The sequence below is a fragment of the Psychrilyobacter atlanticus DSM 19335 genome (genome assembly GCF_000426625.1).
GTDB classification, from domain to species: Bacteria; Fusobacteriota; Fusobacteriia; order Fusobacteriales; family Fusobacteriaceae; genus Psychrilyobacter; species Psychrilyobacter atlanticus.
In genome coordinates this window covers 2,044,888-2,061,938 of the sequence record NZ_KE384547.1, presented here as the reverse complement: position 1 = coordinate 2,061,938, position 17,051 = coordinate 2,044,888, and the positions used below count along the sequence as shown (strand labels likewise).

At 31.4% G+C, this 17,051-nt stretch carries 12 protein-coding genes; 9 read left to right on the top strand and 3 right to left on the bottom strand.

Going from position 1 to position 17,051, the window contains the following annotated elements:
* Positions 1–35: 35 nt before the first annotated feature.
* Positions 36–1,646 carry a ClC family H(+)/Cl(-) exchange transporter gene (locus K337_RS0110325; RefSeq protein ID WP_028856539.1) on the bottom strand — a complete coding sequence of 537 codons (1,611 nt, stop codon included), beginning with the start codon at positions 1,644–1,646 and terminating at the stop codon, positions 36–38.
* A 389-nt stretch (positions 1,647–2,035) separates the two neighbouring features.
* Between K337_RS0110325 and secA the strand changes: the two genes are divergently transcribed.
* From secA to K337_RS0110310, 3 genes are all read left to right on the top strand, one after another.
* Complete coding sequence (secA, locus tag K337_RS0110320) at positions 2,036–4,741, top strand: preprotein translocase subunit SecA (RefSeq protein ID WP_028856538.1); 2,706 nt, start codon at positions 2,036–2,038, stop codon at positions 4,739–4,741.
* 3 nt (positions 4,742–4,744) lie between these two features.
* Positions 4,745–5,485, top strand: coding sequence for a hypothetical protein (locus K337_RS0110315; protein ID WP_051251711.1), 741 nt, complete (start codon positions 4,745–4,747; stop codon positions 5,483–5,485).
* Positions 5,486–5,568: 83 nt separating this feature from the next.
* Positions 5,569–5,766, top strand: coding sequence for a cysteine-rich CWC family protein (locus tag K337_RS0110310; RefSeq protein WP_028856536.1), 198 nt, complete (start codon positions 5,569–5,571; stop codon positions 5,764–5,766).
* Between the two features lie 107 nt (positions 5,767–5,873).
* Here K337_RS0110310 and K337_RS19605 read toward each other — a convergent pair.
* A protein-coding gene (locus K337_RS19605) for an IS3 family transposase (protein WP_425414008.1) occupies positions 5,874–7,186 on the bottom strand; the annotation gives its coding sequence in 2 pieces (ribosomal slippage) (positions 5,874–6,796 and positions 6,796–7,186; 1,314 coding nt in all).
* 123 nt (positions 7,187–7,309) lie between these two features.
* Positions 7,310–8,806: a sensor domain-containing diguanylate cyclase gene (locus tag K337_RS0110295; protein ID WP_028856535.1), complete on the bottom strand. Its 1,497-nt coding sequence runs from the start codon at positions 8,804–8,806 to the stop codon at positions 7,310–7,312.
* Between the two features lie 451 nt (positions 8,807–9,257).
* On the opposite strand from K337_RS0110295, the gene K337_RS0110290 reads away from it, so the two are divergent.
* From K337_RS0110290 to K337_RS19220, 6 genes are all read left to right on the top strand, one after another.
* On the top strand, positions 9,258–10,145 hold the full coding sequence (locus K337_RS0110290) for a DMT family transporter (protein WP_051251710.1): 888 nt from the start codon (positions 9,258–9,260) through the stop codon (positions 10,143–10,145).
* Positions 10,146–10,240: 95 nt separating this feature from the next.
* The gene (uvrB, locus tag K337_RS0110285; protein WP_028856533.1) at positions 10,241–12,217 is read left to right on the top strand and encodes an excinuclease ABC subunit UvrB; all 1,977 of its coding nucleotides are present in this window, start codon (positions 10,241–10,243) and stop codon (positions 12,215–12,217) included.
* Positions 12,218–12,234: 17 nt separating this feature from the next.
* Complete coding sequence (locus K337_RS19225; protein ID WP_051251709.1) at positions 12,235–13,374, top strand: GTP pyrophosphokinase; 1,140 nt, start codon at positions 12,235–12,237, stop codon at positions 13,372–13,374.
* Positions 13,371–14,831, top strand: a complete 1,461-nt coding sequence (locus tag K337_RS0110275) for a diadenylate cyclase (protein ID WP_028856532.1) — start codon at positions 13,371–13,373, stop codon at positions 14,829–14,831. Before K337_RS19225 ends, K337_RS0110275 begins: the two co-directional genes overlap by 4 nt.
* Positions 14,832–14,903: 72 nt before the next feature.
* Positions 14,904–16,103 (top strand): exodeoxyribonuclease VII large subunit, encoded by a 1,200-nt coding sequence (gene xseA, locus K337_RS0110270; RefSeq protein WP_037029328.1) that lies wholly within the window; start codon positions 14,904–14,906, stop codon positions 16,101–16,103.
* Positions 16,104–16,997, top strand: a complete 894-nt coding sequence (locus K337_RS19220; protein WP_051251708.1) for a tetratricopeptide repeat protein — start codon at positions 16,104–16,106, stop codon at positions 16,995–16,997. It begins immediately after the preceding gene.
* Positions 16,998–17,051 lie beyond the last annotated feature (54 nt).

Sequence of the window (17,051 nt, the reverse complement as noted above, 5' to 3'; positions counted from 1 at the left end):
CCTTTTAGGGAGTACTCCTTGAACTGTTATATTTTCTATCCTACTGTTGTGACTGTTCCCATCTTATATAGTTTGGGACTGATTATTCCAGCATCTGTTTTATCTGTCAGTACAATAAGGAAATCTCCGTTTTTTATCTTGGTTATTCCTTTTGGAATGATCTCTTTTATCTCTCTTCTGATTCCAACAAGAAGACAATTTTCAGGCCATGATATTTCAAAAACATGTTTTCCATCTAAAAAAGAGTCTGCAATAACAGGTATTAATAGTGTTACTTTAGATGATTTAGATGAAACTTTTTGTGGTGTTTTTTCTGAAGCAAAAAGATTAGATATCATATTTCTATAAAGAATATCGTATATGGGGTCTAAATTAATAAATTCAGTCAAGACATAAGCTAGTGTTGAAACGAGAGTTAAACTGAATAGGTGATCAAATCTACCTGTCATTTCAAGGATAAGAACTATTCCTGTAATGGGGGCTCTTACGACTGCTGTCAGATATCCAGCCATACCCAGGATCATAAAATGAACTGCGTAGACTTCTTTTAGATCAAAAATATCCATTAAAACAAGGCCGTATATTTTACCTAGGAGACCTCCTACAACCAGCATAGGAAGGAAGATTCCTCCTGGAAATCCTGTACTATATGAAAATAATGTAAATATAAATTTAGCTATTAAAAGAATAAATAAAACTTTCATAGGAGTAGATCTATGAGCTATTTCTTGAATGAGGTGATGTCCTCCACCTGCAACCTCTGAAAAAAATAATCCAACACCTAAAGAGAGAAGAACGGCTAAAACGGCTTTGATATATGAATTGAGTTTTGCTTTTTTATATAAATTTTGAAAGAATACAATTCCATCAGTAAATAATTTTCCTGCTAATCCTATAATAATTCCAAAGATTATAAGTGAAATGAGATATTTTCCTATGGAAAGCTGTGCAGGTAACTTAGTATCGAAATCAAATACCAGGTCATATCCTAGAAATAATTTGGTTACGAAGTCAGAACTTATACTGGCTAATAGGGTACAAATAAGTAGTAATGGAGAAAAATATTTGTGAAGTTCTTCTAAAGAAAATATAACTCCAGCTAGAGGTGCGTTAAATGCCGCTGCTAGACCAGCACTAGCTCCACTAGAGATAAGATATTTTTTCTCAGCTTCTTTAGTTTTGAAAAAACTGTTGACTCCCTCACTTATTTGAGCTCCTAGATGTATAGATGGTCCCTCTCTTCCTAGAGACAGTCCACTTCCTATACTGAGTAATCCTCCTAAGAACTTACTGATCAGTTCATAGAACCAATTGAACTTAATCTGTTTCATCAAAAGGGCTTTTACTTGTGGAATTCCACTTCCGCTTATTAATGGAAATTTAGATAAGAGTATCTGTAAAATTATTGCTGCACCTATAAAAAGAGCTACTAATTGGGATATTCCTACAAAAGATGTTGTCCTTTTTACGTCCAATAAGGTAGTGTGTCTTATTGTATTTAAAAAATCCAGTCCCTCTCTATACGCTACAATAACTAAACCTGTTAATACTCCCACAATAATACTATAGAAAACTAATAGTAAATTGTGTCTACGTCTCCTCAAATTTTGCCATGTATTAACTGCTCCCTGTACATCCTCTTGCATATTTCATCATCCTTTTTTTTTATGAATTATATAATTGTTGCTGCAAAAACTAAGTAAAATAAAGCTTCTGAAGCGCAGTATATAATTATTCTTGCCTATAAAGTATAACAAATACATATTTAAACATCAAGGTGTTTTGTTAATCTATGAGAAAAAAACTTTATGAAATGTTAATTCTTTCTTAACAGTTTGTTAAGGTTCTATACTATATATACGTATAAAAAAGTCATGATAAATTCATATATAATTAAGAGATATTTTAGAGATGAAAATGAGGTTCATTTAATTGACGGTCTCTCCTTTTTTATGTTATCATTATAAGCGGTGAAGTGTATTGAAATCAAAGTTTTTGACTTTGAGAAATCAAAAATTGAGTGAGGTAATGACAGATGATCGGTAACTTAGTAAAGAAAATTTTTGGAACAAAAAATGACAGAGAAATAAAAAGGATTTTAGCTATTGTAGATGAGATCAATAACTTAGAACCTGAGATAAAAAAATTAGGAGATGAGGATCTTAAAGCTAAAACTATAGAATTTAGAGAGAGATTAGATAAGGGTGAAACTTTAGATGATATCTTAGCAGAAGCGTTTGCAGTAGTAAGAGAAGGAGCTATAAGAGTTCTTGAGATGAGACACTACGATGTACAAATGATAGGTGGAGTGGTGTTACACGAAGGGAAAATAACTGAGATGAAAACAGGAGAGGGAAAAACATTAGTTGCAACTCTGGCTGTATATTTAAATGCATTGAATGGTAAGGGAGTTCATGTAGTAACGGTAAATGATTACCTAGCTACCCGTGACAGGGAGTTAATGGGAAGATTATACGACTTTTTAGGACTAACTTCAGATGTTCTATATAATAACATGCCTATGGATAAAAGAGGGGCAGCCTATAGAGCTGATATTACATATGGAACAAACAGTGAATTTGGTTTTGATTATTTGAGAGATAACATGGTATCTAGAGTGGAGAATAGAGTTCAAAGAGACCTTCATTTCTGTATTGTAGATGAGGTAGACTCAATTCTAATAGATGAGGCTAGAACACCACTTATCATATCAGGAGCAGCTGCAGATACTCAAAAATGGTATAAAGTATTTGACGGGGTATCTAAAAAATTAGTTAGAAGTTATGAAACGGAAAAAATCAAGGATATAAAGAAGAAAAAAGAGATGAATATTCCAGATGATGTTTGGAAAGATTATGAGGTAGATGAAAAATCAAGCAACATAACTCTGACAGAAAAAGGAATAGCTAAGATAGAAAAAGAGTTAGACATTGAAAACCTATACTCTCCTGAAAATGTAGAGTTGACTCATTATATGATGCAGGCTCTAAAAGCTAAGGAATTATTTTATAGAGATAAGGAATATTTAGTTAGAGATGGTCAAATCGTAATTATTGATGAGTTCACAGGAAGAGCCATGGAAGGTAGAAGATATTCAGATGGTCTGCATCAGGCTTTAGAGGCTAAAGAGGGATTAAAAGTAGCTGGAGAAAACCAGACTTTAGCATCGATAACATTACAAAATTACTTCAGAATGTATGAAAAATTGTCTGGAATGACAGGTACTGCGGAAACGGAAGCACCTGAATTTATGCATACATATAAATTAGGAGTAGTAGTTATTCCTACAAATAGACCCATAGTAAGAATGGATAACCCGGATTTAGTTTATAAAACACATGATGAGAAAATAAATGCCATAATAGAAAGGATTGAAGAACTTTATACCAATGGACAGCCTGCCTTAGTAGGAACAATTTCCATTGAAAGTTCAGAAGTTTTATCTGAGCGTTTAAAAAAGAGAAAAATACCTCATGAGGTTTTAAATGCTAAATTCCATGAAAAGGAAGCAGATATAGTAGCTCAAGCCGGAAGATATAAATCAATTACTATCGCTACAAACATGGCTGGAAGAGGAACTGATATCATGTTAGGAGGTAACCCGGAATTCTTGACTTTAGATGAAGTTGGAACGATTGATGATCCTAATTATGAAGAAGTACTTGAAAAATACAAAGCTCAGTGTGCAGACGAAAAAGTAAAGGTATTAGAAGCCGGTGGACTATTTATCTTAGGAACTGAGAGACATGAATCTAGAAGAATAGACAATCAGTTAAGAGGTAGATCAGGTAGACAAGGAGATCCAGGAGCAACAGAATTTTATCTTTCATTAGAAGATGAGCTTATGAGATTATTTGGATCGGAAAGAGTAGCTGCTGTAATGGATAAATTAGGATTACCGGAAGGGGAGCCTATTGTACACAGTATGATAAGTAAAGCTATTGAAAATGCACAGAAAAAAGTAGAAGCTAGAAACTTTGGAATCAGAAAAAATCTATTGGAATTTGATGATGTTAACAATAAACAGAGGGAAGCTATCTATGAGAGTAGAAATACGGCTTTAGAAAAAGATGATCTTAGTGAAACTGTTTTTGGTATGTTAACTGATACAGTCTCATGTGAAGTCGTTGAAAAATTCGTAGGAGAATTTAAAGAAGATTGGGATATAGACGGGTTAGTAGAAAAAATAGAAGAACTGTTTGATTATGTTATAGAGGATAAGGAAGAATATAAAAGTTTAACTATCGAGGAATATTCTGATTCTTTATCGGAAAAAATAGTAGAAAAATATAAAGCCAAAGAGGAAGAATTTAGTACTGAACTTATGAGAAAGCTGGAAAAATATATATTATTTGAGATAGTGGACTCTAGATGGAGAGAACATTTAAAAACTTTAGATGCTTTAAGAGAGGGAATCTATCTTAGATCATATGGTCAAAAAGACCCACTTACAGAATATAAATTAATCTCTGGAGATTTATATGCTAAGATGTTAAAAACTATAAAAGAAGAGACGATCTCTTATCTATTTAAAGTACAGATCAGGGTACCTGAAGAGAGGGAAGTAGAGATAAAGGAAGCGAAAAATAGAAATAAAAATATAAGATATGAGGCTAATGATGATTCGGAAGGGAATACAGATTCAGCTAAAGAATCTAGAGTTTCTGATAAAGTAGGCAGAAATGACTTGTGTCCTTGTGGATCTGGAAAGAAATACAAAAAATGTTGTGGAAGGGTGTAGACTATGAAGAGAATGAATAAAATTTTGTTGGTAATAATGGTAGTATTTTTAGGAGCATGTTCATCTTTAGATGTGGATACTAGTAAATATAAGATCACTACAGAAACTTTAAAAGAGCCATATAAAGTAATGGATGAAATATTGGTAAGAGAATCTATCTTATCTGACTGGTATAACAATGAAGAACCGGTTCATTATTTGACAACTAGACAAATCATAAAAAAAGATAGTAAGGATGAGATCTTTTTAAATAGTTTAAAAACTAAAGAAATTAAAGATGAAGATATTGAAAAATTCAATAAATTGACTAAAAAATATCTGAATAAGCTAGAAAGAAAGTATAAGTTAAAAGATGAAAATATCAAAGATACCAAGGAACTAGTAAAGAACTTAGTAATTGGATATAATGTTGTTTATCCTACTACTTCAAAGCACTTGATGACAGTGGTTGCAACAGAAAATGAAAGAAATTATATCTTGGAATTAAATAAAAAAACTGAAGATGAGATGACTGATAAAGATAGAACAAAGGTAAGAAAATTATTAAATAAGTGGTTAGAAAGAAAGGAATTCTTTGATGGAGAATCAATCTATAGTGCTGAAATTTCGCAAGATACGGTGAAGCTTGTAGAACTATCTAAGAAGAAAAATTTAACAACTTTAGAACTCAACAACTTAAATGCAAAGGCTATGGAAATAGCATTCCCAGAATTAATATCTAGTTTATCTAGATGGGGAAAATAAAAAGATATGGAATTAGGAGATAGAATCATCTATCTCCTAATTTTAATATTTAATTTATAATAAAAATAGTCAGGAGGAGAGTTATGGATAAAAAAAAATGTCCTATTTGCGGGAATGAGAATAATTGTGCCCATGAAAATGGAAGAGACCCCCATACTTGCTGGTGTATGGATGCTAAGATACCAAAAGAAGTTCTGGAAAAATTAAAAAAAGCTAAAAAAGCCGATACAGGTGGTTGTTTTTGCAGGTCTTGTGTAGAAAAATTTATGAAAGGCGAATAGAAAAAATAGAATTAGAAATTATAGGTCATTTAAAATTAGCATAAAAAAAGAGAACTAAATTAATTAAACTGTACCCTTTGTCAAGGACACTTTAAAAAAAGGTATGGTTAAGATACTGTTAAAAGATGATTTCTGTATTGCACAGGAGTCATCTTTTTTAAGTTCCATTGATACCTATGGTTATTGTAATAATTCATATATTTAGATACTTCTTTCTTTACATCATCTAATGTTTTTAAGGGCTTTAAATTTATTTCATCTTTCATATGTCCAAAGAATGACTCCATAGGAGCATTATCCCAACAGTTACCTTTTCGCGACATTGATTGGATAATTTTCTTTGATTTCACTAATCTTTGAAACTTAGGATTAGTATAGTGAAAGCCTTGATCCGAATGAATAATGCACTCTGGATGGAGTTTAAACTTTCTTTTAACTAAGCGCTTAACCGTGTTTAAAGCAATATCAATACTAAGACTATGAGACACCTCATGAGCTAATACTTCATTAGTACTACCATCTTTTATTGTTGAAAGATAAGCTCTTTTTCCAATTCCATAAGTTAGATAGCTGATATCAGTTAGGAGAACTTTTTTAGGAACTTCTTGTTTAAATTCTCTTTTCAATATATTAGGGACAGTCGAATGTTCCTTAGTTGCTTTAGCTATGTTTTTATAGGGGTTCGGTTTTCTGTGAGGACATATTATTTCGTATTTTTTCATAATTCTTCTTATTTTTTTCAAATTAAAAATAGTATCAAATTCATTCTCTAAAATCATCCTGATACTTCGGGCGCCCTTCTTAAAACCTCTTCTATTAAAAGCTTTTAGAATTAATCTTTTGGAGTTTAAATCTTTAGCTTCTTTATTATTTCTATTTTTTTCTGAATTAATATAGTTGTAAAAACCAGACCTGGAAACCCCCGCTTGAAAACATAGAAATTTAATTTTTGATTTCAACTTATATCTTTTAACTATTAATTTAATAGCTTCAAAAATCTCAGTTTTATTTAAGCATCCCCCCTTTCGATCTCGTCTAACTTTTTTAAAAATTCATTCTCTATTTTTAAATATTCAATCTGTGCTTCTAAACGTTTAATTTTTTCTAAATCTGTTAACTCTCTTTTCAGAGGTCTTCCAGAAGATGTTTTCCTGGAATCCATTAAACCCAGTTCACCATTATCTTTAAAAGCTCTCCTCCAACGTTTAGAGGAAGTTTCAACTCTTTTCATACCTAAAATATCCACATCAAAGCCAGCTTCCTCAAAAATTATACGCGGAGGCTTTCCCATTTTATATTCCTCAATAAATTTCTTTTTAAATTCAAAAGTATATGTAATAGCTTTATTTGAAACTTTAGAAATATTTTTATTTTTAGATAATTTAGTAACTTCTATATCTGAAAATATTTTTTTAGACATTTAATTCACCCCTTTAAACTCTTATTAAAAAATTGTATCAAAAAAACCATGAAACTAACACTCTTTTTCAAGTGTCCAGTTTCATGGTTACAGTTTAAATTTAGTTCTCTTTTTTTATTATATTTATATATATATTCGTTCTGGTAATTTTTTCTTGTTTTTCTTATCTTTATACATCTCTATATCTGCTAGGTTGATATATTCTTCCAAGGTATCGTCTCCAGAGCATTCTACCATTCCAACACTTATACTGGTCTTGTATTGTTTTGAATTGTTTTTAGTATATTCTTCAAATTGTTTTTCAATATCATTAAATAATACCCTTACTTCTGCTATATTTAATCTATCAAATCCCAGGATAAATTCATCTCCTCCAAACCGTAGAAAAATATCTTCCGGGAGGAGGCTGCCTTCTATAGTTTTAACAATATTTTTAATCAACTCATCCCCTTCTTCATGGGAAAATCGATCATTTACATATTTGAGATTATTTATGTCGATAAAGACAGCTATTAGAGTACCTTTATTTTTCTTAACTTTTTTAAATTTTTTATTTAATTTTTCCAGGCCGATATGTCTGTTAAGTATCCCTGTCATTACATCATAGGTAGCTAAATTATAAAGCCTTTTTTTCATCTTTTCAATATCTTCTAAGAGGTTGTTTATATTTTTTCCTAAATCCCCAATTTCATCTTTCCCATTGATTTCAAGGCGTTTCCCTAAATCCTTATGTTTTATGATCTCTTTAACTGAGTGTTCCATATTTCTTAACCTCTTTACAATAAATCTTTCCATAAAGATATAGATAACAAAAATCAAAATTAAAAAGTTTATTAACAGCATTACTATATATTTCTTTATATTTTCCTTTCCTAAAAATAATATATTGGCATCTCTTTGATTTTCTAAGACAATGCTCCGGCCAGAAAGGGTTGGAATATAAAATTTATTGAGGACGGTATCTTTTTCTATTTTGATTTCATATGGATTTTTTGAATTTTCAGAAACTCCTAATATATTAAATGGAATTCCTAATTTTTCTTCTAAAGTTTTCAATTTTTTTTCATCTAGAAAATAACCCATAATTAAGTTACCAACTGGTTTTTTTGAATTATTGCTGTCTGTTATTCCTAAGTTGGAAAAAATTAAAATTTTATTATTTTTTCCAGCTATCATTCCTGTTTTTTGTTTATGAAACTCTATCTCGTTTTTTAATTCTATAACCTCTCTTGAAGAAAGATCCTCATCGGAGTCGTCATCAGAGCTTGTCTGGTATACTATTTTCCCATTATCATTTAAAAAGAGAATAAGGTTTAAATCTAAGTCTTCTAAAATGGTATCAACTAAGTTACTCTTAATATAATCTTCTCTTATTTTAGGATCACCTGAATCTATAAAATTATAGCTATCATCCCATTTAGACCAATCAACATTAAGTCTTTCTAAGTTTGAATATGAACTATGAAATTCATTGTTTATCAATTTATATATTGATTTAGATATTCCAACCTCTATCTGTTCATAATCTTTTTCTACTGATTTTTTTAGATTAACAAAAATCAAAATAAAGACTACAATACTAGAAATTGTTACTATAAATAAACTTTTTGCTCTTAACATTATGTTCAACTCCCTTTGGGTAATTTATTCAGATTTATTTCTATAATATACTTATGATAAAAAAGAAAACCTCTTATTTCTTAATAAATTATAATTATTTATAGATTGTAATAGAATAAAGTCATACTAATTATTATATTATAAAACGCATCTCTGAAGAAAGTTTGTCATTGTGATTCCAATAAAATAACAACAGCCCCTATTATTAGGAAGGTCTGCCCTATAATTCCACAAGAAAAAATCATGGTAGCAGAACAAAATCAAAATATTCCTAGGATGAATATAATATATAGTATAACATATACAGGATGAATAAAATGAATTATCTTTTTTTGTGAAGAAGAAGTAGAATGTATAGGTGGAAAGAAGATGAATATAGTGAATATTTCAATTTATTATATCTGTAGGTTAGGTTAGCATTTTGGTTATACAAAAGGGAAAGGTGATTAAAATGAAAAAAAGTTTAGTAGCAGATGTAACATTATTATTGGTATCAATTGTATGGGGGTCGGGCTTTGTAGCCACTAAGATATTATTGGATGCAGGGATATCACCATTTTATATGATGGGATTTAGATTTTTAATAGCAGGAATATCTCTAGGAGTTATTTTTTTTAATAGGATAAAGAAGATGAAAAAAGAGGATATATTGGGAGGATTTTTAGTAGGGATCTTATTGTATTTGGCTTTTGGAGCACAGACAGTAGGACTGCAGTATACGACGCCGTCTAAAAATGCTTTTTTAACAGGGGTAAATGTGGTTATAGTACCTTTTTTATATTGGGCTGTGACTCAGAAAAAGCCTGATAAATATGTTTTTGCAGCAGTTATTATTTGTTTTTTAGGGACAGCATTTTTATCTACAGGAAATAATATGAGTTTTGGATATGGGGAATTTTTGTCTCTAGTCTGTGCAGTTTTATTTGCGGGACACATAGTTTCAAATGGTCATTATGTAGATAAAACAGGACCTTTTATCCTTTGTTTCCTACAGATGATCTTTGCATCTATCTTTTCATTTGTGACAGCATTTAGTGTGGAAACACTACCACCGGTGATATCTTCTCAGACTTGGGCAGCCATATTTTATGTGGGATTAGTAACAACAATGTTGGCATTTTTCCTACAAACTTGGGCACAGGCTCATACAACTTCTACAAAAACGGCGATAATTATATCAACAGAAGCAGTTTTTGGAACATTGTTTTCAGTGGCTTTATTGGGAGAGTTATTAACTCTAAATATGATTATTGGGGGATTTGCTATCTTTATAGCAATAATAACCGCAGAAACAAAATGGAATTTTTTGAAATTTAACAAGAAAACAGTTAAGATATAAGAAAGATAAAAAAAGAGTAGCTTAAGCTACTCTTTTTTTATTCCTTTGCTCTTTGAAAGGAAGAGGAATGAGGATAAATATTAGGGAGGGCTAAGATGTTTAAATTAGTATCAAATTATACTCCTACAGGAGATCAGCCAAGTGCTATAAAGACTCTGGTAGAGGGGTTAAATAATAATTATAGAGATCAGACATTATTAGGAGTAACGGGATCAGGGAAAACATTTACTATAGCCAATGTAATTAAGGAAACTAATAGACCGGCCCTTATTATGGCTCCCAATAAAACTCTGGCAGCACAGCTGTATTCAGAGTATAAAAAGTTTTTTCCTGAGAATGCAGTAGAATATTTTGTATCCTACTACGATTATTACCAACCAGAGGCTTATATACCGTCTACAGACACGTTTATAGAGAAAGACTCATCTATCAACGATGAGATCGATAAAATGCGACATTCGGCTACTGCAGCCCTTTTAACTAGAAAAGATGTTATAATAGTAGCGTCTGTATCGGCTATCTATGGTTTAGGGTCTCCTGAAACATATAAGAAGATGACCTTAGCTATCGACCTTAAGAGTGGTATGAGCAGAGATGAAGTTATGAAAAAATTAATATACTTGAGATATGAAAGAAATGATATAGCCTTTGAAAGGGGAAAATTCAGGGTAAAGGGAGATATTATAGATATCTATCCTGTATATCAGGAGAGTGGATACAGGCTTGAATACTGGGGGGATGAACTGGAAAGTATCTCTGAAATAAACACCCTTACAGGGCAGAGTATAAAAAGGAATATTCAGAGAATAATGATTATGCCGGCCACTCACTACCTGACAGAGGGAGAGAAGTTAGAGCAGATCATGGAGGAGATAAAAAATGATCTGGAGATCCAGGTGGAAAAATTTGAAAATTCAGGAAAGCTCCTGGAAGCCCAGAGGATAAAACAAAGGACTGAATACGATCTCGAGATGATAAAGGAGATCGGTTACTGTAAGGGCATAGAGAATTATTCCAGATACCTGTCGGGGAAAAAAGAGGGGGAGAAACCTCATACACTACTGGAGTACTTTCCCGATGATTTTTTAATCTTTATAGATGAATCTCATATAGGGCTGGCTCAAATTGGCGGGATGTACAAGGGAGACAGATCTAGAAAAACAACTTTGGTAGAAAATGGATTTAGATTACCATCTGCTTTAGATAACAGACCTCTAAAATTTGAAGAGTTCAGAGAGGTAGGAGGTCAGATGGTATTTGTTTCGGCTACCCCTGGAGACTTTGAATTAGAAAATAGTGAAGCAGTAGCAGAACAACTGGTTCGTCCTACAGGAATTGTAGAGCCTAAAATAATAATAAAACCGACTAAAAATCAAGTGGATGACCTCTTAGAGGAGATAAGGTTAAGAGTAGAGAAAAGACAATGTGTTTTAGTGACTACACTGACAAAAAAAATGGCAGAAGAGCTGACAGAATATTATGCAGATTTAGGTGTAAGGGTAAAATATATGCATTCTGGAATAGATACCCTAGAGAGAATCGAGATAATTCGGGGGTTGAGAAAAAAGGAATTTGATGTATTAGTAGGAATAAATTTATTAAGGGAAGGACTAGATATTCCAGAGGTATCCTTGGTAGCTATATTAGAAGCAGATAAAGAAGGGTTTTTAAGGAGTAGGAGATCACTGATACAAACAATGGGAAGAGCCGCCAGAAATATAGAGGGAGAAGCTATCCTATATGCAGATATCATGACAAAATCTATGAAAGAGGCTATCTCAGAAACAGATAGAAGAAGAGAAAAACAAATAGAATATAATATAAATAATAATATAGACCCTAGGTCAACTATAAATGAGATCTCAGAAGATCTGCTCAATCTCGATTATGGTTTAGATATAGATGAGATAAATGAAGAGGTAATGATATACACTTCTAAAAAGGATATAATAGAGCAGATAGAAAGATTAAAGGTGGAAATAAGTCAGTTAGCTGGAGAATTAGATTTTGAAGGAGCTATAAAAAAGAGGGATGAAATGTTAAAATTAGACAAATTATTGTTGGAAATATAGGTGATTAGGAGGAAATCATGAAAAATATAAAAGTAGATCGATTTTTAAAAAAATATGATAAGATGGTGCCCGTCTATAATGAGATGATAGAGGTCATACAAGAGATCTTTGAAAATGAGATTGAAAATAGGGAATACAGACTTCAAAGTATAGATTTTCGAATAAAAACCAAGGGGAGTCTGAGTAAAAAAATTCATGATAAGGGGAGAAAGTATCAGAGGTTATCCGATATTACCGATGTTGTAGGAGTGAGAGTAGTTACTTTTATGGAGGATCAGGTAGACATAGCTGCTGAAAAAATAAAAGAATTTTTTGTGATAGATGAAAAAAATACTATCGATAAGAGAAAAGCATTGGATCCTAGATCTTTTGGATATATGTCCCTTCACTACGTGGTGTCATTCCCATTAGAAGAGAAGTATAAAAAATTTAAAGGGATAAGGTTTGAGATTCAGATAAGGAGTCTTCTACAGCATACTTGGGCTACCATAGAACATGATTTGGGGTATAAAAGCAGGATAGGAATCCCAGATGAATTAATAAGAAGTTTCTCTAGGGTCGCAAGTTTACTGGAGTTAGCTGATAAGGAATTTGTAAATATAAAACAGGATCTGATAAAATATGAGGAAAAAGTACATGATTCTATGAAGATGGGGAAAAATATGCCTAGTGATAGCCCGTTAAATAATATAACCATCAGGTATTTTATGGAAAACAATGTTATCTTAAATAATCTTTTTAGAGAGACTTTGGCAGAACTCAACTTAAAGGAAGAGGTAAGGGAAGAAGCTCCTGTAGAGATAATAAAATTATTGAATTATTTCAAATTAAAGAGGATAGGAGACCTAGAAACTATACTCCAGACTAAAAAAAGAGAAATAATTTTTGTAACCAATAAAATAGTCCAGGAAACAGGAGAAAATGTAATAGAGAAAAGAGGTATATTTTATTCCATGGCCTATGTACTGTTAGGAGGAGAACCGCTCAGCGAAAAGTTAAAATTTTTAGAGATGTTTAAGATATTGACCGACGACGAGAGAAAAGGAATGGCAGAAATGATGGAAAAATATCATCTAGAGTATAAAAACAAATCCAAAAAGCCTACTAAATATTCACTAAAGAATATTATTTTTAGAAACAAAAAGGGGGCTAAATGAAAAAAATAGATTATTATGGAGAATTTTTAGAGAAGCTCAGTGAGTATTTAGGGGTAAAATTAAAGCTGAAAGCTCATGGTAATCATGTGGAATTTATACCGGAATTTAATTCAAAATTTATAAAAAAAACTTTGGAACATATAGGTGAAATTTTTGAGATTCTGGATATAATTTTAGAGGAATACTATGAGGAAAATAATAATATCTACTTTACCGACCTGATAGAAGAGTTTTCTCAAAAATTAATAGGTCATATGGTAAAGGAAAAGCTGGTAGTTACAGGTGAACAGATGAACTTTATGGATACCATAAAGAGGATATGCAATGAAACTTATGAAAGTGAAAATTCAAACCTAAATATATTACTCTTTAAAAATAGAGAAATTATCCCAGAGGAATTGAAAAAAATGGGATTAAATTTCCTGCCCTTTGATACTCCTAAAAAAATAGAAGAAATATTCAAAGAGAAATTATCCCTAAAGATGTTAAATGGAGATAATTTGGTATTGATTATAGACAGTGATTTCAAAGGTTATGGGTTAGGAGTAAATGATGAAAAGCATACGGTGTTCAAAGAAAGGATGCTGGTTAATTTAAGGAGTCAAAATAACGGATATTTAATCTCATTTATATCTTTGTTGTCTAAAAATATTTTAAGCTATATAGATAAAGATAGTATAAGCATAGAACTTAAAGCTGGATTTAAGATGAGTGAGGATAAGATAGATAAATTGGTTAAATATTCCAACGAAGAGATGATATCCTCGAAAGTTCTTTTTAATACTTATAATAAGGAAAAGAGAGAAAGATTCCCTTATATATATATGGAAATTAAAAATAAAGAGTTGAAATTATATTTACAAAATTCTATAGATAACTATCTTTCGTATAGAAGTGGGAAATGGAAGTTAAAATCTTTTCATATTTTAAAATTTTTGATTATAGAAAAATTTTATATGGATTCTTTTGTATTTCACCTTTTTAATGATAAAATAGAGAAAAAAGATATAATTGAAAATATTATAATGAATGTAGATGTTTTGGTATGCCTTATTAAAAACCTCCTAGAAGAAGGTAAGGGAGGACTTTTTATAATTCTAGAAAGAACTATAAAAAAAAAAGAGAGAGAAAAAATATTTATAGGTGGGAATGAAGATAATAGTATATATAAGAGGACAGTGTTAAAGGGTGGGGAAAATACCAGAATAAAAAATCATAATTTTGAATACTTGAAATTAATATCTAAGGTAGATGGTGCTGTGACCCTTGACAATGAATTCAACCTTTTATCATTTGGAAGGTTAGTGAAATTGGATATGAATGGAAGTAAGGAGAAGGTCGAAGGGGCCAGGACGGCTGCTGCAATAAGTGGATCTAAATATGGTTTAGCTATAAAGGTGTCTGAAGATAAAAAAATAACTGTTTGGGAAGATGGAATAAAAATATTGGAGATATAATTCTTTTTTATTTATTTTAATATCCATAAAAATCGATATCTATAAATGTAAGAAGGTAAAGGAGAGTAGTATATGAAGGATAGGATATTTTCAGTAAGTCAAATAAATAAGATGGTAAAGGAATATTTAGAAGGGAACGATAGCTTTAATAATTTTTTTCTAAAAGGCGAAATTTCGGGGATAAATTATTATAAGAGTGGTCATCTTTATTTTACTCTTAAAGACAGTAAGGCCAGTGTAAAATGTGTGTCTTTTGGATATAAATTTAAAAAAATACCAGAGGATTTAAAAGAGGGAGACAAGATAAAATTATTTGGAAAAGTGACACTGTATGAAGCTAATGGGAACTATCAAATTTTGGTAGCTCATGTGGAAAAAGAGGGGACTCTGGGAAAACTCTTTGAGGAGTTGGAAAGAACTAAAAGAGAGCTGGCTAAAGAGGGTTATTTTGACACAAAATATAAACTGCCTATTCCAAAATTACCTCAAAATATTGGAATAGTAACTTCGGGAACAGGAGCGGCAGTAAAAGATATAATAAATACTGCTAAACTTAGATATGAAAATATAAATATCTATGTCTATCCTGCCAAGGTTCAAGGGATAGGATCTGAAGATGAGATCATAAAAGGGATAAAAACTCTGGATAAGATGGAGGAGATAGATCTTATTGTAGCAGGACGGGGTGGAGGAAGTGTAGAAGACCTATGGTCATTCAATAAAAAAGAGGTGGCTTTGGCATACTTTAATACTAAAACTCCCATTGTTTCAGCTGTAGGTCATGAGATAGATAATCTTTTGACAGATCTTACAGCAGATATGCGTGCTTCTACTCCGACCCATGCAGCGGAGTTAGTTGTTCCTAGAAAAGACCTGCTAATGGAGACTTTGGAAGACAGGAAGAAGAAGCTAAACAACAGCTTGCTGGGGAACCTACAGAAAAAAAAGGAAAAATTAGAAACTTTAAAAAGAAGCTATATCTTGAGGAGTTATTTAGAGACTGTTGTAGACAGAAATAATCTATTGATGGATAGGGAAGACAGGTTAAAAAAAGTTATTAATAATAGTTTAATACAAAAAAAATATCTTTTAGAAGTAAGGATGGAAAAACTCCGTTCATTGAATCCAGAAGGAATATTGAAGAGGGGATATACTATAACTAAAGCGGGTAACAAGGTTATAAGAGGTGCAGGAGAATTAGAAAAAGGTGAAAAAATAGAGATTATCTATCATGATGGTAGTGTAATCAGTAGAGTAGAGGAGATAAAATAGATGAAAAAATTATTGGTAGTATTATTTATTGGGATAGTTTCAATAGGATATGCAGAGGTTCAAGGTAGTCTTACTACAGAGGGCAGCTATATAAGCGCAAGTGAGTCTCTTGCAACTTATGAGAAGTATATGGAAGCAGGAGGAAATTCTTATATAGAGGGGAATTACAGTGATTCACTGGATTTTTATCTGAGTGCCTTTAAGGTGAAAAAAGATGATATAGAGTCTCTTCGTGGGGTGGCAGAGTCATATGAGGGCCTGAATCAAACGGATAAAGCCTTGGGAGTATATAGAAAAATTTTAAAATTAAATCCTCAGGATACGAAGGCAATGCAAAAAAAACTCACTATAGATAAAAAAAATGTTTCTAAGTGGGGATACGATAAAAAAGAGGAATATTTTGAGGAATTTGAAAGCTATCTGAAAAAAACTAATTATATAAACAGCGAGGATATTTATATTTTGGGAAGTATATATATGAATGATAAATCTTTTGAAAGAGCTTATACTGTATTTAAGAGAGATAAAGGAGGAGATTATAGAAATTATTTCGGTGCAGCTACAACAGCTAGATTTTTAGGGAAATATGATACGGCTATTACATTCTATAATAAACTTTTATCTGAAAAACCAGACTTTTATAGAGGATATCTCGGGTTAGGAAGCTCTTACCAGATGAAAGGTGATTATGGTAAGGCAATAGAAAATCTGGAAAAATACCTAATATACCAGGAGGATGAAAATGTCTATATAGCCATGGCAAATATCTATATGGCTGAGTATAAATACAGCAGTGCTAAAGATATTTTGGAAAAGGCACAGGCTAAATTTCCTGACTCTAAGAAAATAAGAAAAAATTTGGGGTATATATATAGTAAGCTAGGAAGAAATTAAGTGACAAAAAATTAAATAAAAAAGATTTTTAAATTATATTTTGATTGAAACTGT

Coding starts and splice junctions, on each gene's coding strand:
- K337_RS0110325 (WP_028856539.1), bottom strand. CDS start 1,646: ATGCAAGAGGATGTACAGGGAGCAGTTAATACATGGCAAAATTTGAGG.
- secA (WP_028856538.1), top strand. CDS start 2,036: ATGATCGGTAACTTAGTAAAGAAAATTTTTGGAACAAAAAATGACAGA.
- K337_RS0110315 (WP_051251711.1), top strand. CDS start 4,745: ATGAAGAGAATGAATAAAATTTTGTTGGTAATAATGGTAGTATTTTTA.
- K337_RS0110310 (WP_028856536.1), top strand. CDS start 5,569: ATGGATAAAAAAAAATGTCCTATTTGCGGGAATGAGAATAATTGTGCC.
- K337_RS0110295 (WP_028856535.1), bottom strand. CDS start 8,806: ATGTTAAGAGCAAAAAGTTTATTTATAGTAACAATTTCTAGTATTGTA.
- K337_RS0110290 (WP_051251710.1), top strand. CDS start 9,258: ATGAAAAAAAGTTTAGTAGCAGATGTAACATTATTATTGGTATCAATT.
- uvrB (WP_028856533.1), top strand. CDS start 10,241: ATGTTTAAATTAGTATCAAATTATACTCCTACAGGAGATCAGCCAAGT.
- K337_RS19225 (WP_051251709.1), top strand. CDS start 12,235: ATGAAAAATATAAAAGTAGATCGATTTTTAAAAAAATATGATAAGATG.
- K337_RS0110275 (WP_028856532.1), top strand. CDS start 13,371: ATGAAAAAAATAGATTATTATGGAGAATTTTTAGAGAAGCTCAGTGAG.
- xseA (WP_037029328.1), top strand. CDS start 14,904: ATGAAGGATAGGATATTTTCAGTAAGTCAAATAAATAAGATGGTAAAG.
- K337_RS19220 (WP_051251708.1), top strand. CDS start 16,104: ATGAAAAAATTATTGGTAGTATTATTTATTGGGATAGTTTCAATAGGA.